This window comes from Prosthecobacter algae (assembly GCF_039542385.1).
Lineage (GTDB): Bacteria > Verrucomicrobiota > Verrucomicrobiia > Verrucomicrobiales > Verrucomicrobiaceae > Prosthecobacter > Prosthecobacter algae.
Genome location: NZ_BAABIA010000013.1, coordinates 59,810 through 84,486, shown reverse-complemented (window position 1 = coordinate 84,486; position 24,677 = coordinate 59,810). Strand labels below are relative to the sequence as shown.

Genomic DNA, 24,677 nt, shown 5'->3' with positions numbered 1-24,677 from the left:
TGGGGTGCCGCGTGATCTTAACTCAGCCGCGCTGACCGCGCGAGCGGCCTTTCACCTGGGAATGCGCCGTGTCCTCCACGGCAGCCTGGCGGAATTCCACGATGTTGTCGGTGGACTTGGCGTCTTCGATGAGGTTGACGATCTCCACCCCAGCACGCTCGAGGTCATGCATGATGGAGCGGGAGCGGGCGCTGAGGAAGGCGTAGCAGAGGTAGGCAGGAATGGCGACCACGAGGCCGAGGGCGGAGGTGATGAGGCTCTGGTAAACACCCCGGGCAACTTCAGCCGGGGTGGTGACGCCGTTGGCAGAGGAAAGGTTGGTAAAGCTGTCGAGCAGGCCGATGACGGTGCCCAGCAGACCGACGAGGGGGCCGACGTGGGCGATGGCATTGAGGATGCCGAGGTAGCGCTCCAGGCGGGGCACTTCCAGTTGGCCAGCTTCCTGGACGATCTCCTTCAGTTGATCGCGCGGCGCATGGTGGCGCAGCAGGGCGGCGTGGATGACACGGCCTGCCGGGACGCGGGTGGCGAGGGCTTCCTGCAAAGCTTCAGCGTAGTTGCGCTTGCGAATCAGGGCAGCCAGGCCGGCCAGGAATTCCCCGATGTTCATGCTCACGCGGTGGTAGTAGGCGAGCCGCTCCAGGAAAATGGCGATGGAAAACCCCATGCAGGCCATCAAGAGCCATACCAGAGGTCCTCCTTTTGAAATCAGTTCAGTCATGTCGTTGCGTAGTGCCCAGGCTGGCGCGAGGCTCGCGCAAAATGCACATGAACCTCCTCAGCATGATTTATGCCTCTTGATTGAGATTGTAAACCTGAGAATCTTAACCTGCTTCTCGATAATGGAAAGTTCTTTACCCACGGCTTCTGCCCCGCTGCGCGTCCTGCTGGCGGAGGAGAGCCTGCCATTTCGCCGTTTGATCCGGGAAGCGCTGGTGTCCTTTCGCGGTTGTCAGGTAGATGAGACCCCCTCGGCCGAACGGGCCTTCGAGATGGCGCTGAGCCGGCCTTACCAGCTTTTTATCTTCGCCCTGACACTGCCGGACATGAGCGGCATCCTGCTGGACAGCCTGCTCAGCCGGGCCTATCCGCTGGCCCATCCCGGCAGCCACACCGCCCCACCGGTGATCTTCATGGTGCGCGGGGAGGACAGTGCCACGCACCCGAATTTGACACGAAGTGCACGCGTTCGCGGTGTGCTGCCGTATCCTCCCAAGCTGGATTTGCTGCTGTCCCTGACGACGGGCCTGCTGCCAGACACGCTGCCGCCCCTGCCCCCTATTCTCAGCCCCCCTGCCCCGCCCCCGAATGTTCCCTGAAGCCACTTCCACGCCCGCCGTCAAAATCTGCGGCATCACCCAGGAACAGCAGGCCCGCGACATCATCAGCCTGGGGGCCGATGCTCTGGGGATCAATTTTTGGCCGAAATCCAAGCGCTATCTCCCCGTGGGCGAGGCCGCCCTGTGGCTGCCCTCCCTCCATGCAGACACCTGCCTCATCGCGGTGATGGTGAATCCTGAGCGCGAACTGCTGGACCAACTGACCCAGGAGGCGCTGGTGCACATCCTGCAACTGCACGGGGACGAATCCCCCGCCGAGGTGGCGCGCCTGCTGGAGACGGGGGCCCACGTCATCAAGGCCCTGCAGGTGAAAAATCGGGAATCCCTGGCCCAGATCGGCGAGTATCCCTGCGAAACGATTTTGCTGGATGCCTACAATCCGGGCCTTTATGGCGGCGCGGGGGAAACTTTTCCCTGGGAGCTGGCCGTGATCGCCCAGCACGAGTTCCCGGAGAAGAAGATCATCCTTTCCGGAGGCCTCACCCCCGCCAATGTGCGTGAGGCCGTGCAGCAAACCCGACCCGCCGGGGTGGATGTGGCCAGCGGCGTGGAGTCCGCCCCCGGCATCAAAGACCTGGCACTGGTGGCCGAGTTCATCGAACAGGCGCGGTTGGGCTGAACACACATTTTGCATTCCCGGCCCAAGACTGGGGTAGGCTGGTGCGTTCCATCCCACCATGCGCCTGCTTTCGCTCTCCCTAGTCTGCCTGACGGGTCTCGTCTTTGCTGCTGAACCGGCCCCGAAGCCGGCACCGCCCACACCTGTCCCGGGCAAACCGGAACCCAAACCCGATCCGAAGCCGGACCCCAAACCGGACCCGAAACCGGAGCCGGAGAAGAAGCCTGAGCCTGAAAAGAAACCGGAGGAGCCCGCAAAGCCCACCCCGCCCCCTACGGCTGCGGTGCCGGTGAAGAAAAAGACCCTGGCGGAAGTCACCAAGGGCCATCATCATGTGACGGGCCTGTTTGAGTTCTACCTGGACCGGGAAAAGGGCACCCTGCACCTGTATGTGAAGAAGGACCAGATCGGGCCGGAGTTCATCTACTTCAACCAGACAATGGATGGGGTGGTCCAGGCCGGGCACAACCGCGGCCAGTATGGCAGCGAGCGCATCTTCCGCATTGGCCGCACCTTTGACCGCATCGAGTTCATCGCCGAAAACACCGCGTTTTATTTTGATCCGCAGAGCCCCCTGGCCCGCGCAGCCAAGGCCAACACCTCCCACGCCATCCTTTCCAGCGAGCCGGTGGTGGCCGAGGATGCGAACGGTTACCTCATCTCCGCCACGAACCTGTTTCTGCGCGAGAGCCTGCTGATGGTGAAGTACCCCTCCAGCGGCGATTCCAGCAAGGCGGTGCTGGGCAGGCTTTCTGAAACCAAGACGAAGCTGAACCGCATCAATGGTTATCAGGACAACACGGCCATCCAGGTGGAGTACGTTTATGAAAACACCTCCCCTTCCTGGGCCAATGACGGCAAGATGACGGCGGATGAAATCACGGACCCGCGCTATGTGAGCATCCGGGTGCAGCACAATCTCATCCGCATGCCGGTGAATGATTTCAAACCGCGCTTTGATGATGCACGCATCGGCTATTTCAGCACCCAGGTGACAGACATGACCAGCATGGAGCCCACGCCCTTCCGCGATGTCATCCACCGCTGGAACCTGGTGAAACAAAAGCCCGGCACCGCGCTGAGCGAACCTGTGCAGCCCATCGTCTTCTGGATCGAAAACACCACGCCTGTGGAATTGCGCGACCTCATCCGCGAGGCGACGCTGCGCTGGAACCAAGCGTTTGAAACGGCAGGTTTCAAGGACGCCATCGTGGTGAAGCAACAGCCTGACAACGCCACCTGGGATGCGGGCGACATCAACTACAACGTGCTGCGCTGGACCTCTTCCCCCAATCCTCCCTTTGGCGGTTACGGCCCCAGCTTTGTGAACCCGCGCACCGGGCAGATCCTGGGTGCGGACATCATGCTGGAGTTCAGCTTCCTGACCAACCGCCTGCGCAGCCAGCGCGTGTTCACGGAGCTGGGGCTGGCCACGCCGGAAGACAAGGAGGCACCGACCTTCCAGGGCAAAGATCCCCACCTGTGCCAGGACGGCCAGTTTGCCCAGCAGGGGCTGCTGTTTGGCAGTGCGGCGCTGCGCCTGCGCGGGGCCAGTGACACGGAGATGAAGGACCTGACCCGCGAGGCCCTCATCAAGCTCATCCTCCATGAGGTGGGCCACACTCTGGGGCTGAACCACAACTTCCGCGCCAGCCATCTTTATGATGCGAATGAAATCCACAAAAAGGAGATCACCTCCAAGACCGGACTGACGGGATCCGTCATGGACTACATGCCGGCGAACATCGCGCCGCAGGGCGTGCCGCAGGGGGAATACTACATCACCAAACCCGGCCCGTATGACCACTGGGCCATTGATTATGGCTACAGCGAATCGCTGGAAGATCCGTCGGAAGAACACAAGCGGCTGCAGAAAATCGCCTCCCGCTCCCACCAGCCGGAGCTCGCCTTTGGCAATGATGCGGATGACATGCGCCGGGTGGGCAAGGGTATCGATCCCCGCGCCATGATCTATGACATGAGCGGCGACCCGATCACCTACGGTATCCAGCGTTGTGATCTGGTGAAGGCGCGGCTGGCGGATCTGCTGACCAAGGAGCCCCGCAAGGGCGAAAGCTGGCAGAGCCTGACCCAGGCCTATGTGACCCTGACGCGGGAATCGGCGGATGCGCTCGTCTCCATGTCACGCTATGTCGGCGGGGTGTATGTGGAGCGCGCCTTTGTGGGGCAGGCCCCGGACAAGAAGCCCTACACACCTGTGGAAAAGGCCAAGCAAGAAGCTGCACTGGACGCCCTGGCGAAATACGCCTTTGCCCCAGATGCCTGGAATGTGCCGGCGGATCTGGTGGCCCACCTCCAGCAGCAGCGGCGCGGCTTTAACTTCCGCAAGGAAGATGAGGACCCCCGTCTGCATGACCGCGTGGGCCTTTTGCAGAAGTCTTTGTTAGACCACCTGCTGCACACCGATACCCAGCGCCGCATCCTGGACAGCGCCCTTTACGGCAATGAGCTGCCCCTGACCCAGGTGATGGACCGCCTGACGGACGCCATCTTTCTCAATGATCCCGCCACCGGCCCCGGCAGCCTGCGGCAGGCCCTGCAGAGCGAGTATGTGGACCGCCTGCTGCGCATCGTGAACTATGGGGCTTACCAGCCTGCCGCCCAGGCCGTGGCCTATGCGGAGATCGAGGACATCCGCCGCCGCCTGGAGGCCGCGCCCTTCACGGCTGCGCCTGCCCACGCCGCCTTCCTGCGCTACAAGATCAAACGTGGCCTGGACGAGTAACCACCGCCACCTTTCATGCCAGTGCTTTCCCTGGTGGAACGCATTGGCAAACTGGCCACACCTGCTCTAGCGTGGGGCTGCATGTTCCGCGCCCGACGATATTTCCTCTGCCTCCAGGCCCTCTGCTGGGTCAGCACGCTGCCGCTGCTGGCGGAGGAATTGCAGGACAACAACGAATACCGCCTGGCCCACCAGGCCCTCAGCGATGGTCTGCCCGGTGTCGCCGCTACCAAGGCGACGCGCCTGCTGGAGCAAAAAGGCTGGAGCCGCACGGACCGCCAGACCCTGGCAGGTCTGGCGGTGGAGTCCTGGGTGCGGGCGAAGGATGGCCGGGCCGCCCTGGCCCTGCTGGCTGCGGAGCAGGTGCCGAACAAACCTTTCTGGCAGGCCCAGGCCCATGTGGTGGCGGGGGAGCTGGATGCCGCACGCCAGTTGTTGGAAGATCGCCTGCAAAGCGAGGAGGCCACCAGCCAGGAAAAGCTGCTGCTGGCCCAGGTGTGGCTGGCCCTCCAACAGACGACCCCGGCCCGCGAGCTGCTGGTGATGCTGCGCCGCGCCGCCACCCCGGAGACGGCCCGCCGGGCCCGCCTGATGATGGATGAGCTGGATCTGAATTCCGGCAACTTTCAGCCTGCCCTGGACGATCTGGCCAAGCTGTCCGCCAATGAGGCCGACCCCACGGCCAGCCTGCTGCGCGCCCGTGCCCTGGTGGAACTGGCCCGCTATGCCGAGGCCGAGACTGCCCTGACCGGGCTGGTGGCCTCCTCCGGCGGCGGGGAGCGGGTACACCATGCGGCGGCGGTGCTGCTGGCCGAAACCCGCCTGCGCCAGGCCCGACCCGCCGAGTGCATCGAGGCCCTCGTCCAATTTCTGGACAACACGACGGACAGCCTGCTGTGGAGCGAGGCCTTTGACCTGCTGGCACGGGCGATCGAGTCCGATCCCCTGCATGTACTGCCACCAGATGCCGCCCTGCGCTGGATCACGGAGGGCAATACGGTGCAGCGCCAAGCCTTGCAGCCCCTGGCCTCCACCCAGACCTTTCGTGGCCACGCCATGCTGCTGATGTCCCGCTGGCTGCTGAGCCAGAAGCGGATGATGGAAGGCCTGGGCCTGCTGGAGGCGATGGTACAGCTCCACCACGGGCACCCCCAGGGGGCCGAGGCCATGCGTCTTGCCCTGGAAACGTATGGGGCGCTGAAGGCGGACGCTCGAGTGACCGCCCTGGCCAATCAGTGGCGGCAGCGCTACGGCGCAGGGCAGTCGGCCATGGTGGATTTTGTCACCGCCGGCACTGCCTACACCCGCAGCGACTATGCGCAGGCGGCCACTCTTTTCCAGGCAGCCGCCAATGTGGCTGTGACGCTGGCGGAACGCCGGGCCGCGCTCTACAATGCCGGGGTGGCCGCCCTGCGGGCCGGGGAGGCCGTGCTGTATCAGAGCCTCCTCAGCCAGTTGGAAATCGTCAGCGCAGGGGCCGCCACCACGGTCAAAACGGGCGATACGGCGGCAGATCTGGAATTGGACCAGGCGCTGGACTTAGCTGCACGTGGCCAGCCTGCCGCCGCTGAGGCCTTACGTGCCTTCATTCAAAAGCACAGCGGTCATCCCCGCCTCGTGCAGGCCCACATCGCCTTGGCGGAGACCCTGCTGGGACAGATCCCGACGGACTTTGCGGCCAGTGAAAACAGTCTGAACGCCGCCGCTGCGCTGCCTGGGGCCACGGAAGGCCAGCTCCAGCAGATCGCCATCACCCGTCTGTGGATGCTGGACAAGCAGGGCCAACTGAAAGCCTTGACGGTGGCCGGAAACGATTTCCTCCTCAAATGGCCCGAGGCTGCCCAGGCGGCCTCCGTGCGGATGAAAATCGCCGATGCCTTTTACCGCCTGGAAAACTTCGCCTCCGCACGCACCGAATTTGAGCTGGTGGCCCAGAAGTACGCCACCTCCGCCTATGCGGATACCGCCCTCTACTTTGCCGGCATGGCCGCTATCTCCATGATGAGCGATGAGGGCCGGGAGTCTGCCATCGACCTGTGGCAGCAGCTCGCCGAGCGGGGCGGCCCCCTGAGCATCCCTGCCCGCCAGCAGCAGGCCCTGGCCAAACGCCGCGCGGGCCAGGAGGCTGAGGCCCTGAAGCTGCTGGACAGTCTGCTGACGGAGAAAAACCTGCCCGAAGACATGCACCGCTCCCTCACCTGCGAGCGGGCGGAGATCCTGATGCTGCTGGGAAAAACCGACCCGCCCCAACTGGACAAGGCCGTGACCACGCTGCGCCAACTCCTGCGTGAGGATGACCTGACCTACCTGTGGAGCGCCCGTGCGGGCTACACGCTGGCGGCGGTGCTGAACGCGGCGGGACGGACCAATGAGGCCCTCGAAGCCTGCTACAACGTGGTCCAGGCCAGCGGCTTTACCGGCCCGGCTAACCCGGCCGAATTCCGCTGGTACTACCGGGCTGGCTTTTTCGGCATCGAGCTTCTGGAAGCCGCCAAAGAATGGGAAGCCGCCGCCCGTCTGGCAGAAAAGCTGGCCGCCTCCTCCGGTGACCGCGCCGCTGAGGCGAAAGAGCTGGCCACCCGCATCCGCCTGGAGCACTTCATCTGGGACAGCAAGTAACCCGCCCCGTCTTCGCTGCCTGCGCCCAGGCCATGTGACGGCAGCCCCAACCCCCTCTTCCTTTCTTTACCATGCCTACCAACGTCCTCGGCCAAGACCTCCAATGCTGCTGCCGCCAGCCCATGACCGGCTTTTACCGCGATGGCTACTGCCGCACAGGCGCGGGGGATGTGGGCCTGCACACCGTCTGCGTGCAGGTGACGGAAGAGTTTTTGAAGTTCTCCCGGGAGCGCGGCAATGACCTCAGCTCCCCGGCCCCGCAATGGGACTTCCCCGGCCTGAAACCCGGCGACCGCTGGTGCCTGTGCGTGACCCGCTGGCAAGAGGCCTTTGATGCCGGGGTGGCCCCAAAAGTCTGCCTGGAGGCCACGCATTCCTCCGCCATCGAGTGGGTGAACCTGGAAGACCTGCAGGCCCATGCCCTGGCTGCGGAGGAATAGACTCTTGCAGCATCTTTTGTTAGGCTGGTGAAAGCGCATCCAGGTGATGAACTTGCCTAACGTGTGATTCGGGAAGATTGACGGGGAATTTAGACAGGATTCCAGGATTGGCAGGATTGACAGGAGGGGAGCTTTGAAAAGGTCTGTGGCCCGCGATGGCCCAGCCCAAGGAGCGGGACTTGCCAAGTCCCGTGGTTTGGGAAGGCGGGGTGAATGAGGATGCGTCCGATGAATGCTGCATCCGTTGTTAGGCGGGGGGATTGCCCTATCTTTTGCCCAATCTCTTTTTGCCATTCTTTGGGGAGACGTGGTGTGAGAGGTGCGGAGGTTCAAAGGCCGGGACTTGGCAAGTCCCGCTCCTTGGGGGACGCTTGGGGCGGACGGGGATCGGTGGTGGAATGGGGGCGGTTTTTACAGGATTGACAAGATGGACAGGATTAACAGGAAGTGTGGCAATGTGGGCGTGGGGATTGAGATGGAGCGCACGCGTCTCGCGTGCTGTGTTCGGCGTCCCGCCGAAGACCGTGAACCGAGGTGGCTGCTGCGGGGTGCCTGACATGAGCTGCGGGGTGGGGAGAACGGTTTCCCGCGAGACGCGTGAAACGGCAGGCGGGACGCCCGCGCTCCAGGGCGAACGGAGGCGTGAGACCTTTTCGAAAGCGCCAGAGGACTGGCGCAGTCCAAGACGCTTCGCGGCTGCGGGAAGGCCACCCGCTGGCGCGGGCAGCTACGGGGTGTAGCTGCGCCCGCCAGGGCGTGGGGTTTGGGGAGGGAAGCTCGAAGGGGTGGAGAACTTTCGACGCAGGCCACCCGCTGGCGCGGGCAGCTACGAGCTGTAGCTGCGCCCGCCAGGGCGTGGGGGTTGGGGGCTCGAGCGGGCGAGACCTTTCGGCGCTGGCCACCCGCTAGCGCGGGCAGCTACAGGCTTCGGGGTGTAGCTGCGCCCGCCAGGGCGTGGGGTTTTGGGAAGCTCGAGCGGGCGAGACATTTCGACGCTGGCCACCCGCTGGCGCGGGCAGCTACGGGCTGCGGCTTTTTAGGCCTCAGGGGGCGACGCCGGTTTTCTTCAGGCCTTCGAGGAGGCGCTTTTGCACGCGGGGATCGGTGGGCTGGAGGGCGCGGGCTTTTTCAAACTGCTCGCGGGCCTTTTCCAGGTCGTCCATTTTCAGGTAAACCTGGCCCAGATGCTCGATGATTTCGGCATCGTCCGGCTGCAGTTCCGCCAGGAGGGAGATGGCGCGCTGGAGTTCTTTGACCGCATTCGGATAGTCACCTTTTTTGAAATACCACCAGCCCAGGCTGTCCACATAGGCGGCGTTGTCCGGCTCCAGCTCGTTGGCTTTGCGGATGAGCTCGCCGGCCTTGTCCAGGTGGCGGTCGAGCTCCAACCACATGTAGCCGAGGTAGTTCATCGTGTTGGCGGCAGATTCCGCCTCGTCCTTCGGGGTGAGGGTGATGGATTTTTCAAAGATCCGGCCCGCGTCATCCGGGCGGCCGCCGCGTTCCAGGGTGATGCCGTACTGGAAGTAAAAGCGGTGGTTGATGAGCTCCCCCTGCCCGCTTTCGGCCATCTTGTCGGCGGATTCAAAAGCCTCGATGGCTTTGTCCCAGCGCTGGAGTGACCGCTGGGCCAGGGCGGCCTGGACGTAAAACATGGCCTGGTCTGGAAACAGCTTCACGCTGCGCTGGCTGAGCTGGATGACCTTGTCAAAAAGCTGAGCCCGCAGCAGCAGCTCGCCCAGGTACAGATAGTCCTCCCCCTCCCCGCCGCCGATCTGGATGGCAGCCTCCAGATGAGGGACGGCCTTGGCAAAATCGTCGCGCGATTCATAGGCGCTGGCCAATTGGCGGCGTTGCTCGACATCCTTGGGATCGGCCTTCACGATTTCGATCAGTTGAGCCAGGGCCTTGTCCTTTTCACCAAAGGCATCGTAGAGGCGATGTAGGAGCTTGCGTGCGGGCAGGTGGCCATTTTGGGCCACCATTTTTTCGCACAGGTCCCGTGCTTCCGGGAGCTGATTGCTGAGCAGATAATATTGGGCGACCTCGAGCTGCACGGACTCATGCTTCACACCGGGGGCGTGGCGCAGGGCCTTGGCATAAAAGGCATTCACCCGGGCCACGTGCTCCTCACGCATTTCGCTCTGGGCCAGCGGCCAAATTTGCTGGGCGGTGCGGCCCAGGGTCAGCCAAAAGGCGGGGTCGGGCATCTCCAGACGGAGAGCTTTGTCCAGGATGGCGATGGCATCCTTGCGAAGGCCCTGGGTGAGGTAGGTGATGGCGGCGAAACCATAAACCTCGGCCTTTTGCGGGAACTTTTGCAGGGCGGTCTCCAGCGTCTGCCGGGCGCGGTCGTTTTCAAAAGGATCGTCCGGGGCGTAGGTGGCGCAAAAGCGGGCCAGGTTCAGGTAAGGCGCCGGGATGTCCGGGCTGTCCTGCACGGCTTTTTGCAAAATGGCCAGGGCCTCCTTGCGGCCTTTGAAGCTGTAGGCCAGCTCGGCCGTGTGCATGGCCAGGTCCGGATTGGCGGGGTCCACGGCCAGGGCGGCCAGGTAATGATCCAGCGCCTCGCGGAGCTTGCCGGAGTTTTCAAACTGGAGGGCGCTGGTGTAATGGGCCAGGGCCTCGGCCACGCGCTCACCTTCCCGCTGCAGGTGCAGCGCTGGAGGGCTGGTGAGGGCTGGGAAAGACAAGTCTGCCTGCTCGCGGCCTGTGCTCCCCTCTCCGAAGAGCGGGGTCAGCAGACCGAGCAGGCAGACTCGAAGTCGGCGGCGGCTACGGGACATGGTGCCCCCGTCGGCGAATCGAGCGTTTCTCTTCGCAGAACGGTGGCACATCATGTGACCGAGGCTAGCGCTTAGGACTTATAGCGCAAACGCTTCTTGTGACGGTTCGCGCGCATGCGCTTCTTGCGCTTGTGCTTGTTGATCTTCGTCTTTCTGCGCTTTTTCAGCGATCCCATGTCTGTGTTCTCCTGTGTTCTTGCGTCATCCTAGGGGATGACTTTGTTTAGCGGATATTCCACGATGCCCTCGGCACCGAGAGATTTGAGCCGCGGGATGATCTCCCGCACGACGGATTCCGCAATGACCGTCTCGACGGCAACCCAGTCCGCATTGGCGAGCTGAGAAATGGTGGGGGAACGCTCTGCAGGCAGGCTGGCGACAACCTCCTTCAGGGCGGAGGATGGCACGTTCATCTTGAGGCCGACCTTGTCGCGAGCCTCGAGTGCGCCTTTCAGCAGCAGGACGAGCGTTTCCATCTTCTGGCGCTTCCATTCATCCTGGAAGGCCGCTTTGCTGGACACGAACTGAGGATAGCTCTCCATCAGGGTGTCCACGATCCGTAGCTTGTTGGCGCGGAGGGAACTGCCGGTCTCGGTGATGTCCACGATGGCATCCACCAGTTCCGGTACCTTCACTTCCGTGGCACCCCAGCTAAATTCGACTTCGGCTTTGACGCCGTTCTTTTCCAGGTAGGTCTGGGTCAGGCCCACAGCTTCCGTGGCGATGCGCTTGCCTTCCAGGTCCTTGACGGACTGGATGGGGGAATCTTCAGGCACCACGAGCACCCAGCGAGTGGCATTGGAGGTGGCGCGGCTGTAATTGAACTCGGCCAGGACTTCGATGTCGGCCTTGTTCTCAGCGATCCAATCCTTGCCAGTGATGCCGCAGTCCAGGAAACCATGATCGACATAACGGCCGATTTCCTGGGCGCGCAGGAGGCGCAGCTCGAGCTGCTTGTCATCCACGGTGGGGCGATAAGAGCGGGAAGAAACCACCACATGGAACCCGGCGCGCTTCAGGAGTTCAAGCGTCGGCTCCTGGAGACTGCCATTCGGCAGGCCGAGTCGGAGGATGTTCTTTGGGGGTTCCATTTGGTCGGGGAAAAGGGCGCGCAAAGTAGCGGAGTTTGGCAGGGTGCAAAGGATTATTTAACCCGAAAAAAACTTCTCGGTCTTTTTCGCCGCTTTTGCGGGCTCTGCACGGGCCTTTTATTCGCTCTTTTTTCTCGGCGATTGGGAGGCAAAAAGAGGGCAGCAGGCTCCCTGGCGGTTCAGTCCACGGCCACCTTCACCACGACCTTGAAGACTTCGCTGGGGGCGTCCCACTCCACGCAGGGTGCGTGGGCATCTTCTGGGTAAAGGATGGCAAAATGGCCTGCGCTGAGGTGCAGCGGGGTGACATCCGGCACCAGCTTCCACAGCGCGGCCTCTTTCTCCGGGGTGTAGGCCCGTGTCTCTTCCTTCATGGTGGCCAAAGGTGCCCAGAGAATGGTTTCGCGCCCGGAATGAATGAACTGCACGTCGATGTACTTCCGGTGGGCCTCAAACAGGGCCTTTTCCTGCGGCTTGGTGGTGTAGGTCTGGACGATGGCAAAAACGTCATCGCCGGCAATGTCCACCCGGCCCAGCTCCTGCGTGCCATCCACTCCCCGCAGGTAGGCAAATGCCTGTGCAAAGCGTGGGGACAGGACTTCGTAACGGGCGGCGTTTTCGAGGGTATCGAGGATCATGGATGGTATGGACGCCGTTTTAGAACCGGGCAGCGCGGGACGCAAGCAAGGACCTGATTCCCTCTATAAATCCCCAGTTCCCAGACGGGCAAGGCCCATCACTGAATGGTAACGGCCATGCCCTTATGAACCAGCGTGTAAAAGGTGGCCGCATCCCAATTGGACAGACGGATGCAGCCGTGGCTGCCGGAGCGGCCAATCGTCTCGGGGAAAGCGGTGCCGTGAATGCCCACGCCGGGACGGTTCAGCCCCGTCCACAAGACGCCTACGGGACTGTTCGGCCCGGGCGGCAGGTTGTAAAAGGTTTCGGTGCGCTCACCGCGCTTCAGCACGCCTTCATCGTAGCGGTACCAGGGCCAGGGCACCGCACCGGTGATCTTCCATTCTCCCAGCGGTGCCGGGTGCTCGTCCGAGCCCGGTGTCAGGGGAAAGGCGGCCAGCAGACGAGCCCCCTCCGTCACCCGCAGCATGCGCAGCCGGGTATCCACCACCACGCGCCGTGATTCCGTCGCAGAGGCAGCCAGCTTGGAATAGCTGGAGGGGTAGGCATCCACGCGGAAGGGCCGCTGAATATTGGGCACGCGGATCACCTCCCCCACCGTCAGCGCATCCACCTGGCGGCCAGGATTCAGCTCGGCGACGAAGGCCACGGTGGTATGAAAACGCTCGGCGATGAGCTCTGCAAGGCTCGTGTAGGGGAGTGTCTTCTGCTGGGCCTGTTCCGCAGGCTCCCGCGCCATTGCTCCCAGGCGGCCCAGATCATCTGCCGTGACGGCATAGGTGGTGTAGGGGGCGATGCCGCTGACATCTGGAGTCACCTGCGGCGGCAGGCCCTGGGATTCCCGGTAAAGCGCCAGGGCCTTGCTGGTGAATTCACCCGGGTGGCCATCCACCACCCCAGGGCCGAAGCGCTGGGCATCGAGAAAGATCTGCAGTTGCACGGTGCGGTCCCGCGACATCGCATCCACCACGGGGTCTGGGGTGCGGTGATTTGGAGTCACACATCCGGTTAGACCCAAAAGACCGAGCAGGGCCATCGCGGCCCCGGCATGAGCACGTGAACCCACGCGAAAAGGAAATTGCATGGTTTTAGGAGTGCGTGGGGAGCACTTTATTCCCTCTCGGCCCATCGATTGGCTCGGGCAGGGCATTAAAAGCGGTACCTTGCCGTGGCCTTGTCTCCGGTCTTTTTCAAAGTGCCCTCGTCAACTGCCTGCTGAAGATCTCGGCTGGCCGTCGCCGGAGACAAGCCAGGGAAATGGCCCAGGTAATCTTTGCGAGAAAAGGCCTGCACCCCCATCAGGCCCCGTGCCACAGACATCCGCTCTACACCGGACATGCGAGTGCGAGACTGTGGAGAGATGACCATGGAGGTAAGGGCCGCGAGCGTCAGTTCCAAAGAAAATTCGATAAAGAGCGATGACTTCCCGGCCTTATCGCACAAGCCCAGAACGGCATAGTAGTCCGCCTGACGATCGCGAATGGCAGACTCGATGGGCACCTGCGCAAAGACGGGGTGATGATGAAATAAAATGAGGCTGTGCCAAAGACGCCCCAGACGGCCATTGCCATCTTCGAAGGGGTGAATGAACTCCATCTCATAGTGGCAAATGGCAGCCAGAACAGGCGCGGGCACTTGCGTCTCCGCTTTCATCCACTCAAACAATGAATTCATCAACCCTGCCACGCGATCCGCAGGGGGAGCCACATGCGCGATCAGATTCCCTTTGGCAATGCCCACGCCCCGGCTGCGCCAAGCTCCCGGCCGCTGCACCAGCCCCGCCATCATCACCTGATGCGCTTCCAGAAGATGCTTGGTCGAAGCTGGCTTCCACCGGTGCAGCTTGTCATAGCAACGGATGGCATTCTGGACCTCTCGCAGATCCCTTTCTGGTGCCAGCACACGTTTGCCTTCCAGCACTGCGGTCACCTGTTCTTCCGACAAGGTATTTCCCTCGATTTCCAGGCTGGCCTGGATCGTCCGCACCCGCATCGAACGGCGCAGCATGGGCCCTGCGGGAGCCACCTGGGCCCCTTCGTACCTTCCTAGCAGCCGCTCAACCTCCGCCAGCAGGCTGGCCGCGCGGGGAGTGATTTCAAAAGGGGGCCTCATGCCATGATAGTATCAAATGAGACTATCATGGCAAATGTTCTTCTTTTGGCCGCAGGAAATCTCCCAGCGCACTTCACACCCCCTGCTGGCGTTCCAGTTCGGTGCGGAGGCGGTCTTCCTGTTCGCGCAGTTCCGGGGTCAGTTCCTCGCCGAAATCTTCCATCTCAAACAGGGGGCGTAGCTCCACATCGGACTCTTCGCCTGGCATGGGATCCGGGCAGCGCTTCATCCACTCCAAAGCCTCGACCATGGACTTCACCTGCCAGATCCAGTAACCGGCGATCAGTTCCTTCGTCTCCGCAAAGGGACCGTCGATGATGGTCCGCTTTCCACCGGAAAACTTCACCCGTTTGCCCTTCTGGCTGGGGTGCAGGCCGTCGCCTGCCAGCATCACCCCAGCGGCCACCAGTTCTTCATTGAACTTGCCCATCGCCGTCAGCAGCTCCTCACCTGGCATCACGCCAGCTTCAGAGTTCTTCGTTGCCTTGATCATGACCATGACTCTCATTGCCGTGTTTCTTTCTTGTTGGATTTTTAGTTAGGCGAGGATGCCTCAGGTCACAGTGACCGTTTAGCAAGCCCCCCGCTTCAATGTCATGACGAACGAACTGAGTCTAAAAGGACAGGCGCAATCCTCTTTTTTGTGGGCCATAACGCCATGGCCGAAGCCGCGAACAGATCACAAAAAACCCGCCGCCTTGCGGGCGACGGGTTTCTTGATGAAAGGCGCAATCAAGGCCCTCAAAGGCAAGGCTTACAGCTTGGCCAGGATGTCGTTCAGTGTGATGCTGGGGCGCAGGGCTTCGCTGGCTTTCTGGTCGTTCGGCTTGAAGTAACCGCCGATGTCCACGGCCTTGCCCTGAACGGCGATGAGTTCTTCAACGATCTTGGCTTCGTTGGCGGTGAGCTCTTCGGCGATGGGTTTGAACTGGGCTTGAAGTTCTGCGTCAGCCGATTGTTCGGCCAGGGCCTGGGCCCAGTAGAGGGCGAGGTAAAAGTGGCTGCCACGGTTGTCAATGGTGCCCAGCTTGCGACCTGGGGAGCGGTCGAAGTCGAGGAACTTGCCGGTGGCGGCGTCCAGAGTATCCGCCAGCACTTTGGCCTTGGGGTTTTTGCAGGTTTCGCTGAGGTGTTCCAGGGAGACAGCGAGGGCGAGGAACTCGCCCAGGGAATCCCAGCGCAGGTAGTTTTCTTCGAGGAACTGCTGCACATGCTTCGGCGCGGAGCCACCGGCACCGGTTTCAAACAGACCGCCGCCATTCATCAGCGGGACGATGGAGAGCATCTTGGCGCTGGTGCCGAGTTCGAGGATCGGGAAGAGGTCGGTGAGGTAGTCACGCAGCACGTTGCCGGTGACGGAGATGGTGTCCTGGCCGGCCTTGATGCGCTCCAGACTGAACTGGCAGGCCTGGGCGGGCGGGAGGATGCGGATGTCCAGCCCGGTGGTGTCGTGGTTGGCCAGGTACTGTTTCACCTTGGCGATGATCTGGGCATCGTGAGCGCGCTTTTCGTCCAGCCAGAAGATGGCGGGGGAACTGGTGGCGCGGGCACGGTTGACGGCCAGCTTCACCCAGTCCTGCACGGGGGCATCTTTGGTCTGGCAGGCACGCCAGATGTCGCCCGCCTCGACTTCGTGGGAGAAGAGAACATTGCCAGCGCTATCGGTCACCTTCACGGTGCCGTCGGCAGGGACTTCGAAGGTCTTGTTGTGGGAGCCGTACTCCTCAGCGGCCTGGGCCATGAGGCCGACGTTTGGTACCGTGCCCATGGTCTTGGGATCCAGGGCACCGGTGGTGCGGCAGAAATCAATGACGGTCTGATAGACACCGGCGTAGCAGCTATCCGGGATCACCGCGAGGGTGTCCTGCGGTTTGCCTGCGGCATTCCACATCTGGCCGGAGGTGCGGATCATGGCCGGCATGGAAGCGTCCACGATCACGTCGCTCGGCACGTGTAGGTTGGTGATGCCTTTGTCCGAGTTCACCATGGCGATGGCGGGGCCATTGGCATAGGCAGCCTGGATGTCGGCCTCAATCTCGGCCTTCTTGTCGGCAGGCAGCTTGTCCAGCTTGGCGATGAGGTCGCCAAAGCCGTTGTTAAAGTCCACGCCCAGTTCGGTCAAAGCGGCGGCGTGTTTGCTGACGACGTCCTTGAAGAACACTCGCACAGCGTGGCCGAAGATGATGGGGTCGCTGACCTTCATCATGGTGGCCTTCATGTGCAGGGAGAAAAGCACGCCATCGGCCTTGGCCTTGGCGATCTGCGCCTCCAGGAAAGCCAGCAGGGCCTTCTTGCTGAGGAAGGTGCCGTCCAGGATCTCGCCCGCCTTCAGAGGGGTGCAAGCCTTCAGGACCTTGGTGCTGCCGTCTTTGCCGACGAACTCGATCTTCACATCGGTGGCCTCAGCCACCACGACGGACTTCTCATTGGAGAAGAAATCGTTCTGCCCCATCGTGCCCACGCTGGTCTTCGAGGCGGTGCTCCACTTGCCCATGGAATGAGGATTTTTGCGGGCGTATTCCTTCACAGCCTTCGGCGCACGGCGGTCGGAGTTACCCTCACGCAGCACAGGGTTCACCGCGCTGCCCATCACCTTGGCATAGCGGGCCTTGATTTCTTTGTCGGCATCCGTCTGGGGATTTTCAGGATAGTCGGGGAGCTTGTAGCCCTGGCCCTGCAGCTCGGCCACAGCCGCCTTGAGCTGGGGCACGGAGGCGGAGATGTTCGGCAGCTTGATGATATTCGCCTCAGGGGCCACGCAGAGCTTGCCCAGGTAGGCCAGTTCATCCGGGATCTGCTGGTCAGGCGTCAGGCAGTCTGGGAAATTGGCCAGGATGCGGCCCGCCAGAGAGATGTCCCGAGTTTCCACCGCGATGCCGGAGGACTGGGTGAAGGCTTCAACGATCGGCAGCAGGGAGTAGGTGGCGAGAGCGGGAGCTTCGTCTGTCTTCGTGTAGATGATGGTGGGCTTGGAGGACATGTCGGGATGATTTCTGGACCCTCCAGAGCTAGACGCGCCTGCCCCGGTGTGCAACGGTCAAGGTGCCTGGCAGCCGGGAGAAATGCGCAGAAAACGCGAGCAAAACCGCAGGATTCGCGCGCCCTGTTGGCCATCGGGCAGCCGACTGCCCTGTCTTTTTTCGCATCTCGACGAATGCCCGATCCGTTTTCACCCGCATGGCCTCCATACTCACTCCCGGTTCCAAAGCCCCCGCCTTTCATGCTGCCGTCGTCGGTGGTGACTACGCCCCTGGGGCGAAAGTCAAACTCAGCGACCTCAAGGGCGAAACCGTTGTCCTCTACTTTTACCCGAAGGACGACACGCCCGGCTGCACCAAGCAGGCCTGCGCCCTGCGCGATGGCTGGGCAGACATCAGCACCAAGGCGAAGGTCTTTGGCGTGAGCATCGACAGCGTGAAGAGCCACGAAAAGTTCATCCAGAAACACGCCCTCCCCTTCCCCATCCTCAGCGATGAAGATCAGGCCATCGTCAATGCCTATGGCGTGTGGGTGGAGAAAAGCATGTATGGCAAAAAGTACATGGGCACGGAACGGACCACCTTTGTCATCGGGCCCGATGGCAAGATCAAAGCCGTGTTTCCGAAAGTGAAACCCGAAGAGCATCTGGCCCAGGTGCTGGCGGTGCTGTGAACCCTGCACGCGAGTTGCCTCGGGCACTTTTTTGCACCACCTCCGAAATACTGTTTCATTATTTGTTAGGCAAAACGACACCAAAAAGGGACGGCATTTCTGCCGTCCCTTCAAAGAAACCGTCGCGTGCGGCGGATCAGTTCTCCGTGTATTTGCCGAGGGCGCGGAATTTCTGGTAACGGCCTTCGAGGAGATCTGGGGTGCTGAGTTTTTCGAGATCGGCGATGGCATTCAACACCGCGTCCTTCAGGGCCATAGCGGCCACGTAGTGGTCATTGTGGGCACCACCGGCAGGTTCCGGGACGATGCCGTCGATGATGCCGAGCTTGGACAGATCCTGGGCGCTGAGCTTCAGGGCAGAGGCGGCCTCGGGGGCGTGCTCGCGGTGCTTCCAAAGGATGGCGGCGCATCCTTCGGGGCTGATGACGCTGTAATAGGCGTTTTCCATCATGAGCACCTTGTCGGCCACGCCGATGCCCAGGGCACCGCCGGAACCGCCTTCACCGATGACGACGGCGACGATGGGGGTGCGCAGGAGCATCATTTCACGAAGGTTGAAAGCGATGGCTTCGGCGATGTTGCGCTCTTCCGCGCCGATGCCTGGGAAGGCCCCGGGAGTATCAATGAGAGTGACGATAGGCAGGCCAAATTTCTCGGCCATGCGCATGAGGCGGAGGGCCTTGCGGTAGCCTTCGGGATGGGCGCTGCCAAAGTTGCGAAGGAGGTTCTCCTTGGTATCACGGCCTTTCTGGTGGCCGATGATGACTACTTTTTTACCGCCCCAGGTGGCGAGACCTGCAGGCATGGCCTGGTCATCACCGATATGGCGGTCGCCATGCAATTCGGTGAAATCTTCGCAGCAGTGCTTCACGTAATCCAGCATGAAGGGCCGGTTGGTGTGACGGGAGATTTGCACGCGCTGCCAGGGATTGAGGTTGTTGTGGATGTCACGCAGAAGGGTTTCGGCCTTCTTTTCCATGTCAGAGATCTGGCCAGCCAGCTTGTCGCTGGGCTTGGACGCGAATTTCTTTTTGGCCTCTTCGATCTCTTCGCGGAGTTTGACGACGGGCTTTTCGAATTCCAGGACGTGTTTCATGTAAAAAGGGGCAATTAACGGATGAAGTAGAGTTTGGAGCCGTTGCGGACCAGGGCAAACATTTCTTCGAGGTCTTCTCGGGCGAGAAAAACACCGGGTTCCGGGGTGTCGTCCAGTTCGGGGACGCCCGGTGCCGGGGCAGCGGTGCCAGCGGCGGGGGCCGGTTTGGCAGGCGGCGGAGTGCGCAGCAAAATGTCCGTGCGGACGCCACGGCTACCGGGCAGCCACTTTTCTGCCTCGGTGTAGCGTGGGTCGGTGGAAAGAATGGCCTTGCCATCGAGCATGGCGGCCTTGCCTTTGATTTCCATTCCATTTTCAACAGGTACTCGCAGGCCAGTGGGCAGGCGGATGTCGCTAGCGAGGTACTCTTTGAAGAAAAACTCCTTTTCCCCCACCTTGCGCCAGAGGGAGACGGTCTTTTCAGACATATCCACCCGAATGCTAAAATCCAGCGGCAGGATGGCCAGGTGATCCCCTGGCTGGAGGACGGTGCCCATGAGGCCATTGAGGCGGATGAGCATGTCCAGGGTGGTGCCCTGCTTGTTAGCAATGAGGGCCAGGGAATCTCCTGGCTGGACGATGTAGTCCTTCTTTCCCGCCTTGGATTCCGAGGCGAAAAGCTGGTCCAGATTGATCTCGCCGATGATGCGCTTGGCCTCCACACAGGTGGGGGAGGCGGGGAACTGGTTCACTAGCTTGAAGAGGCCGTCGCGCCCCTCCTCGATGCGGCCGGCTTTGATCAAGTCGATGGCGGCATTGAAGCGCTTGGCCCCTGGATCGACGGGCGGCAGATCGCTTTTCTTGATGGTGGCGATCTCCGCCTGGATGCGTTTGTCCGGACGCAAGATCTTGTCGTAGATGTAATAGGCCGCAGCCATGCTGCCCAGCGTGACACCCAGGACGATGAGGAAGAGCAGAAGCTTGAGCTGCGCCTTGGCCATAGGGGATGAGAATGCGCCTAGCCGAGGAGGCCGCGACGCTTAAAGTCGAAAAGATTGATTTTTTGGGACTTCTCGATCATTTCCACCGTGAATTTCAGCAGGCAGATTTCCCAGGTGTCATCCACGCCGGAAATCACTGCGCGCATGGGGTTGCCGGAAACGCGGATCTCCTCCAGGAGCTTGCCGCAGACGGCCTCCATGGGCTCGTGGACGAGTTCCTCGGTCATGTCGTCCATTTTGAACTTGAAGCCATATTTCAGAATGGCCAGACGGTGCAGGTTTTCCTTCAGGAACTCGCCAAAGGCGTCACCTTGAGGACCAAAACCGTCAAAATCAAAGTCGGCGATCGCCGCAGGATCGGGACGCAGGATGAGGGGCTTTTCAGCCGTCAGTTTGCCCTGGCGGACACGGGTGGTGTTCACGCTGTCCATGAGTTCGGTCACCAGTTGAAACTCAAACTGGGTGGAACCAAAGGTGTCTATCCGGCGGTCGGGCTCGTGCAGCACCTGGGTGTTTTCCAGGGCGTATTGGATATCGTACTCCGTGTGCATTAGGGGTTAGTCAGCATAGAACACAAAGCGTTCAGGGCGAATGATTTCTCCAACTGGGACGGGGGGCCGTCCCTCATTTTCGAGAAGGGCCCCCTGCTCACTCCACCACCAGCCCTGCCAGGATGGCTTTTTCCGCCGCCTCCGCTGCGGCCTGGCTGCGGGCATGGATGCGCAGCAGCACCTCGCCAGCACGGATTTCCTGCCCCACTTTGCGCATCTGGTCCACCCCCACGGCGGGGTCCACCGGATCGCTGGCCTTGGCCCGCCCGGCGCCGAGCTCCAGCACGGCACGGCCCAGAGTGCCCGCATCCAGCTTCGCCAGCCTGCCGCTGGCTGGGGCCTTCATTTCATGAATGACCGGGGCACGGTGGATGAGGTGCAGCCGCTCCAGGCTGTCCACCTGGCCGCCCTGGACCTCCACCATGTGCTGAAACTTCGCCCAGGCCCGCCCGTCCCGCAGCATGCGCGCCAGCTCCGCCCGAGGGGAGATGGAAACGGCACACGCAAGGTCCAAGACGATGGCTTCCAAATCTGGTGGCCCCTGGCCCTGGAGACAACGCACGCATTCGATGACTTCCAGGGCATTCCCCGCAGACTCGCCCGTGGCCTCATCCATGCGGCTGAGCCGGACACTGGACCGCACCCCCAGCGACCGCCCGACGGTGACCATGCTCTGCGCCAGCTCATGGGCCTGGGCCTCCGTCTTCATGAAGGCCCCGCTGCCATACTTCACATCCAGGATCAGCCGGTTCAGCCCCTCGGCCAGCTTTTTGCAAAGGATGCTGGCGGTGATGAGCGGGATGCTCTGCACCGTGCCGGTGACATCGCGCAGGGCGTAGAGTTTCTTATCTGCCGGGCAAATGTTCGCCGTCTGGCCCACCATGAGGCAGCCGGTGATGGGCAGGGTCTTGTAGATTTCGGATTCGCTGAACTGGGTGCGGAAGCCGGGGATGGAATCCAGCTTATCCAAAGTACCGCCGGTGATGCCCAGGCCGCGCCCGGAGATCATGGGCACCCACACACCATCGCAGGCCAGCAAGGGGGCGAGGACGAGGGAGGTCTTGTCGCCAATGCCGCCGGTGGAGTGCTTGTCCACCCGCATGGGTGCATCCGCAGGCCATTGCAGGACGGAGCCGCTGTGCAGCATGGCCTCCGTCAGCGCGGTCGTTTCCGCCCCGGTCATGCCTTTGAAAAAGATGGCCATCGCCAGGGCGCTCATCTGGTAGTCCGGCATGTCCCCTCGGGTGAAGGCCGTGATGAGGCCAGAGATCTGCTCACGCGACAGTTCGCCCCCTTCGCGTTTGGATTCGATGAGGGAGGGAATGTGCATGGGCCGAGAATAAACCGTCCCGGCAGGCTTGGGCAAGCAGGGAACCCGCCCAAGCTTATTCCCTCATCTGCCTGTACTTGCTGCTTGGAAGTGTCTCATTCCCCCCTAGCATTCACGTTAGATACACATGGATTGGGAATCACCGAAACTCTTGCTGCTGGCCCTGCCCGCCCTGGCTTTGCTGCTGTGGTTTGAAAGCCAGTCCGCGCACCCCATGGAGGGCCTGCGGAAGCGGCTGCTGCTGGTGGTGCGGGCGGTGGGCATCCTGCTGGCACTCGCAGCCCTGGCCGGTCCAGCGCGGGTTTCCCAAACGGGCAAAAAGGCCCTGGGCATCATCCTGGATGCCAGCCAGAGCATGGGGGCGGAAGGGATCGAAAAAGGCCTCGCGGAGGCACGCCGTCTGCAAGGGAGCCTGGGCGCAGAGGCGGAAAGCTTTGTGGTGCTGCTGGGTGATGAGCCTGCCCTGCTGCCCGAAGGCCCGAAGCCGGACGTGGCCACCTTTCTCACCACCCACGGAGGCGACAGCCACTACAGCGCCGCCGTGGACTATGCGCAGGCGCTTTTCCCCGCCGGGGCCAGCCGCGACATCGTGCTCATTGGCGACGGGCATGAAACTCGTGGTCGTCTGCTGGAGGCGGCGCGCCAGGCCAGTGTCTCGGGCGTGCGCATCCATGCGCTGCCAGTGGCAGGGCCGCGCAAGCCCGATGCCCGAGTGCGCGAGCTGGTGGCCAGCCGTAACCGCCTGAATGAAGGTGCGACGCTGAAACTCACCGCCCACCTGGAGTCCACCCTGGAGACGCAGGGCACGCTGAAGCTTTTCGAAAATGGCATTCAGGTGGAGCAACGGCCCGTGACCCTGAGGCCTGGACAGCCCCTGGCGGAAACCTTCACCCGCACCCCGGGAACACGCGACACCTTCAAATATCGCGCCGTGCTGGAAGGCATCGCGGCGGATTCCATCCCGGCCAACAACAGCGCCCTGACCCTGGTGGATGTGCGCGGCCGCCTGCGCCTGCTTTACCTGGACAGCGAAACGGGCGAGGCCGCCTACCTCCAGCAGGCCATGGCCAAAGAAGGCATCGAGTTGGATCTCCGCCAGCCGGGCAACATCCCCAGCACGCTCGATCAACTCTCCGGTTACGACGGCATCATCCTCAGCGACGTGCCCGCCCACCAGATCGGCGAAGGGGCCATGAATGCGATGCGTGATTATGTGGACAAGCTGGGCGGCGGCTTTCTCATGCTCGGCGGGCCCAACAGCTTCGGCCTCGGTGGTTTCTACAAGACGCCCATTGATGACATCCTTCCCGTTAGGCTGAAAGCGCCCGATGAAGAGGAAAAACAAAGCGCCGCCGTGGCCATCGTCATGGATCGGTCCGGCTCCATGGCGGGTGAAAAGCTGGAGATGGCCAAAAGCGCCTCCATCGCCACCGCCGAGGTGCTTGGGCGGAATGACTTCATCGGCATTTATGCCTTCGATAGCGAGGCCCATGTGGTGGCCCCGATGACCCGGCTGACCTCCACCGCCACCATCGCGGGACAGATTTCCTCCGTGGCCTCAGGCGGCGGCACGAATCTGCAGCCCGCCTTGGAGCAGGCCCGCGATGCCCTGCGGCGGGTGAAGGCCAAGGTGAAGCACATGATCATCCTCACCGATGGCCAGACCTCCGGCACGGGTTATGAGGCCATGGCCTCCCAGTGCCGTGGCGAGGGCATCACCATTTCCACCGTCTCCATCGGTGAAGGGTCGCATGTGGCCCTGCTGCAAGCCATCGCCAGCAGCGGTGGCGGCCAGTCCTACACCACCACGGATGCCGCCAGCATCACCCGCATCTTCACCCAGGACACCCTGATGCACACGGGCCGCATGATGCGCGAGGAACCTTTCATCCCAAACTTGGTGGAAAAGCACCCCATGCTGGCCGGCTTTGACAAATGGACCTCGCCAGACTTGCTGGGCTACGTCAAAACCATCCGCAAATCCACCGCCCAGGTCCCCCTGCTGACCGACATGGGCGATCCGCTGCTGGCGCACTGGCGCTTTGGCCTGGGCAAGGTGACCGCCTTCACCAGCGATGCGAAAAGCCGCTGGGCCTCCCTGTGGATCGTGCGCTGGCCGGACTTCAGCCGCTTCTGGTCGCAGCTCCTCCGCGAGACCGCCCGCCCGCCGCAGGGCCGCCACATGGATCTGGCCACCGAGATGCGCGGGGATGATGCCCTGCTGCAAGTGGACCTGGAAGAAGATGCAGGCACCCGTGCCAATGATGCCCGTGTGCAGGCGGAAGTCTTCTTTGTGGCGGCAGACGCCCTGGGTGCCCCTTTGAAGCCCGTGCAAAACCTTTCGTTAGGCCAAACGGGCCCCGGCAGGTACGAAGGCAGCTTTCGCCCCGACCAACCCGGCGTCTACCTCATCCGCGCCCAAAGCGGGGCCGAGATGGTCTCGGCAGGTCTTGTCCACAATCCCGGCAGCGAGGCCAGCCTGGGCACCGTCAATGAATCCCTCCTCCAGCAGGCCACGCAAATCACCGGTGGCAAGGTGCTGCAGCCCGGCCAGGTGCCCGATCTCAGCCAGACCCGTGCGGTGCAGTACATTGAGCTCTGGCCCTCACTCATCCTCACCCTGCTGTTCCTCTTCCTGGTGGATCTGGCCATCCGCCGTTGGGAGCATGTGCAGGGCATCTGGGAACTGGTTGTTCCGCAAAAAAAGTAGCACACC

Annotated in this window: 20 protein-coding genes; 7 read left to right on the top strand and 13 right to left on the bottom strand. The window is 62.2% G+C overall.

All coding sequences use genetic code 11. The features are described 5' to 3' along the window. Nucleotides 1–22: 22 nt before the first annotated feature. A complete protein-coding gene (locus ABEB25_RS23255) occupies nucleotides 23–667 on the bottom strand; it encodes a MotA/TolQ/ExbB proton channel family protein (RefSeq protein WP_345738854.1) in 645 nt (214 codons plus the stop codon). Between the two features lie 175 nt (nucleotides 668–842). Between ABEB25_RS23255 and ABEB25_RS23250 the strand changes: the two genes are divergently transcribed. The 5 genes from ABEB25_RS23250 (at nucleotide 843) to ABEB25_RS23230 (ending at nucleotide 7,764) form a co-directional block, all read left to right on the top strand. Further along, nucleotides 843–1,319, top strand: a complete 477-nt coding sequence (locus ABEB25_RS23250; protein WP_345738853.1) for a PleD family two-component system response regulator — start codon at nucleotides 843–845, stop codon at nucleotides 1,317–1,319. Next, nucleotides 1,309–1,959, top strand: a complete 651-nt coding sequence (locus ABEB25_RS23245; RefSeq protein WP_345738852.1) for a phosphoribosylanthranilate isomerase — start codon at nucleotides 1,309–1,311, stop codon at nucleotides 1,957–1,959. The genes ABEB25_RS23250 and ABEB25_RS23245 overlap by 11 nt, the downstream gene beginning before the upstream one ends. A gap of 58 nt (nucleotides 1,960–2,017) precedes the next feature. Then, nucleotides 2,018–4,705, top strand: coding sequence for a zinc-dependent metalloprotease (locus tag ABEB25_RS23240; protein ID WP_345738851.1), 2,688 nt, complete (start codon nucleotides 2,018–2,020; stop codon nucleotides 4,703–4,705). A 15-nt stretch (nucleotides 4,706–4,720) separates the two neighbouring features. Beyond that, entirely contained in the window at nucleotides 4,721–7,324 is a 2,604-nt protein-coding gene (locus ABEB25_RS23235) for a hypothetical protein (RefSeq protein WP_345738850.1), read from the top strand. Between the two features lie 71 nt (nucleotides 7,325–7,395). Further along, nucleotides 7,396–7,764, top strand: coding sequence for a DUF2237 family protein (locus tag ABEB25_RS23230; protein ID WP_345738849.1), 369 nt, complete (start codon nucleotides 7,396–7,398; stop codon nucleotides 7,762–7,764). Between the two features lie 1,043 nt (nucleotides 7,765–8,807). Here ABEB25_RS23230 and ABEB25_RS23225 read toward each other — a convergent pair. From ABEB25_RS23225 to ABEB25_RS23190, 8 genes are all read right to left on the bottom strand, one after another. Continuing rightward, nucleotides 8,808–10,550 carry a tetratricopeptide repeat protein gene (locus ABEB25_RS23225; RefSeq protein ID WP_345738848.1) on the bottom strand — a complete coding sequence of 581 codons (1,743 nt, stop codon included), beginning with the start codon at nucleotides 10,548–10,550 and terminating at the stop codon, nucleotides 8,808–8,810. 71 nt (nucleotides 10,551–10,621) lie between these two features. Then, nucleotides 10,622–10,726: an AURKAIP1/COX24 domain-containing protein gene (locus tag ABEB25_RS23220; protein WP_133796641.1), complete on the bottom strand. Its 105-nt coding sequence runs from the start codon at nucleotides 10,724–10,726 to the stop codon at nucleotides 10,622–10,624. A 30-nt stretch (nucleotides 10,727–10,756) separates the two neighbouring features. Further along, nucleotides 10,757–11,641, bottom strand: coding sequence for an ATP phosphoribosyltransferase (gene hisG / locus ABEB25_RS23215; protein WP_345738847.1), 885 nt, complete (start codon nucleotides 11,639–11,641; stop codon nucleotides 10,757–10,759). Nucleotides 11,642–11,820: 179 nt separating this feature from the next. Then, the gene (locus ABEB25_RS23210; RefSeq protein WP_345738846.1) at nucleotides 11,821–12,279 is read right to left on the bottom strand and encodes a NanQ anomerase/TabA/YiaL family protein; all 459 of its coding nucleotides are present in this window, start codon (nucleotides 12,277–12,279) and stop codon (nucleotides 11,821–11,823) included. A gap of 98 nt (nucleotides 12,280–12,377) precedes the next feature. Continuing rightward, nucleotides 12,378–13,364 (bottom strand): L,D-transpeptidase, encoded by a 987-nt coding sequence (locus ABEB25_RS23205; RefSeq protein WP_345738845.1) that lies wholly within the window; start codon nucleotides 13,362–13,364, stop codon nucleotides 12,378–12,380. Nucleotides 13,365–13,429: 65 nt separating this feature from the next. Continuing rightward, nucleotides 13,430–14,392, bottom strand: a complete 963-nt coding sequence (locus ABEB25_RS23200) for a Fic family protein (RefSeq protein WP_345738844.1) — start codon at nucleotides 14,390–14,392, stop codon at nucleotides 13,430–13,432. Nucleotides 14,393–14,465: 73 nt separating this feature from the next. Continuing rightward, complete coding sequence (locus ABEB25_RS23195) at nucleotides 14,466–14,900, bottom strand: YciI family protein (RefSeq protein ID WP_345738843.1); 435 nt, start codon at nucleotides 14,898–14,900, stop codon at nucleotides 14,466–14,468. A gap of 246 nt (nucleotides 14,901–15,146) precedes the next feature. Beyond that, nucleotides 15,147–17,372, bottom strand: coding sequence for an NADP-dependent isocitrate dehydrogenase (locus ABEB25_RS23190; RefSeq protein ID WP_345738842.1), 2,226 nt, complete (start codon nucleotides 17,370–17,372; stop codon nucleotides 15,147–15,149). A 197-nt stretch (nucleotides 17,373–17,569) separates the two neighbouring features. Here ABEB25_RS23190 and bcp point away from each other — a divergent pair, with 197 nt between their 5' ends. Continuing rightward, nucleotides 17,570–18,043, top strand: a complete 474-nt coding sequence (gene bcp, locus ABEB25_RS23185) for a thioredoxin-dependent thiol peroxidase (RefSeq protein WP_345738841.1) — start codon at nucleotides 17,570–17,572, stop codon at nucleotides 18,041–18,043. Between the two features lie 136 nt (nucleotides 18,044–18,179). Here the strand turns inward: bcp and ABEB25_RS23180 are convergent, their stop codons facing one another. The 4 genes from ABEB25_RS23180 to ABEB25_RS23165 all read right to left on the bottom strand — a co-directional run bounded on the left by ABEB25_RS23180 (nucleotide 18,180) and on the right by ABEB25_RS23165 (nucleotide 21,961). Continuing rightward, entirely contained in the window at nucleotides 18,180–19,139 is a 960-nt protein-coding gene (locus ABEB25_RS23180) for an acetyl-CoA carboxylase carboxyltransferase subunit alpha (RefSeq protein WP_345738840.1), read from the bottom strand. A 14-nt stretch (nucleotides 19,140–19,153) separates the two neighbouring features. Next, on the bottom strand, nucleotides 19,154–20,080 hold the full coding sequence (locus tag ABEB25_RS23175; protein ID WP_345738839.1) for a LysM peptidoglycan-binding domain-containing protein: 927 nt from the start codon (nucleotides 20,078–20,080) through the stop codon (nucleotides 19,154–19,156). Between the two features lie 17 nt (nucleotides 20,081–20,097). Beyond that, nucleotides 20,098–20,631 carry a hypothetical protein gene (locus ABEB25_RS23170; RefSeq protein ID WP_345738838.1) on the bottom strand — a complete coding sequence of 178 codons (534 nt, stop codon included), beginning with the start codon at nucleotides 20,629–20,631 and terminating at the stop codon, nucleotides 20,098–20,100. 97 nt (nucleotides 20,632–20,728) lie between these two features. After that, on the bottom strand, nucleotides 20,729–21,961 hold the full coding sequence (locus ABEB25_RS23165) for a thymidine phosphorylase (RefSeq protein WP_345738837.1): 1,233 nt from the start codon (nucleotides 21,959–21,961) through the stop codon (nucleotides 20,729–20,731). Nucleotides 21,962–22,088: 127 nt separating this feature from the next. Between ABEB25_RS23165 and ABEB25_RS23160 the strand changes: the two genes are divergently transcribed. After that, entirely contained in the window at nucleotides 22,089–24,671 is a 2,583-nt protein-coding gene (locus ABEB25_RS23160; protein WP_345738836.1) for a VWA domain-containing protein, read from the top strand. Nucleotides 24,672–24,677: the final 6 nt, after the last annotated feature.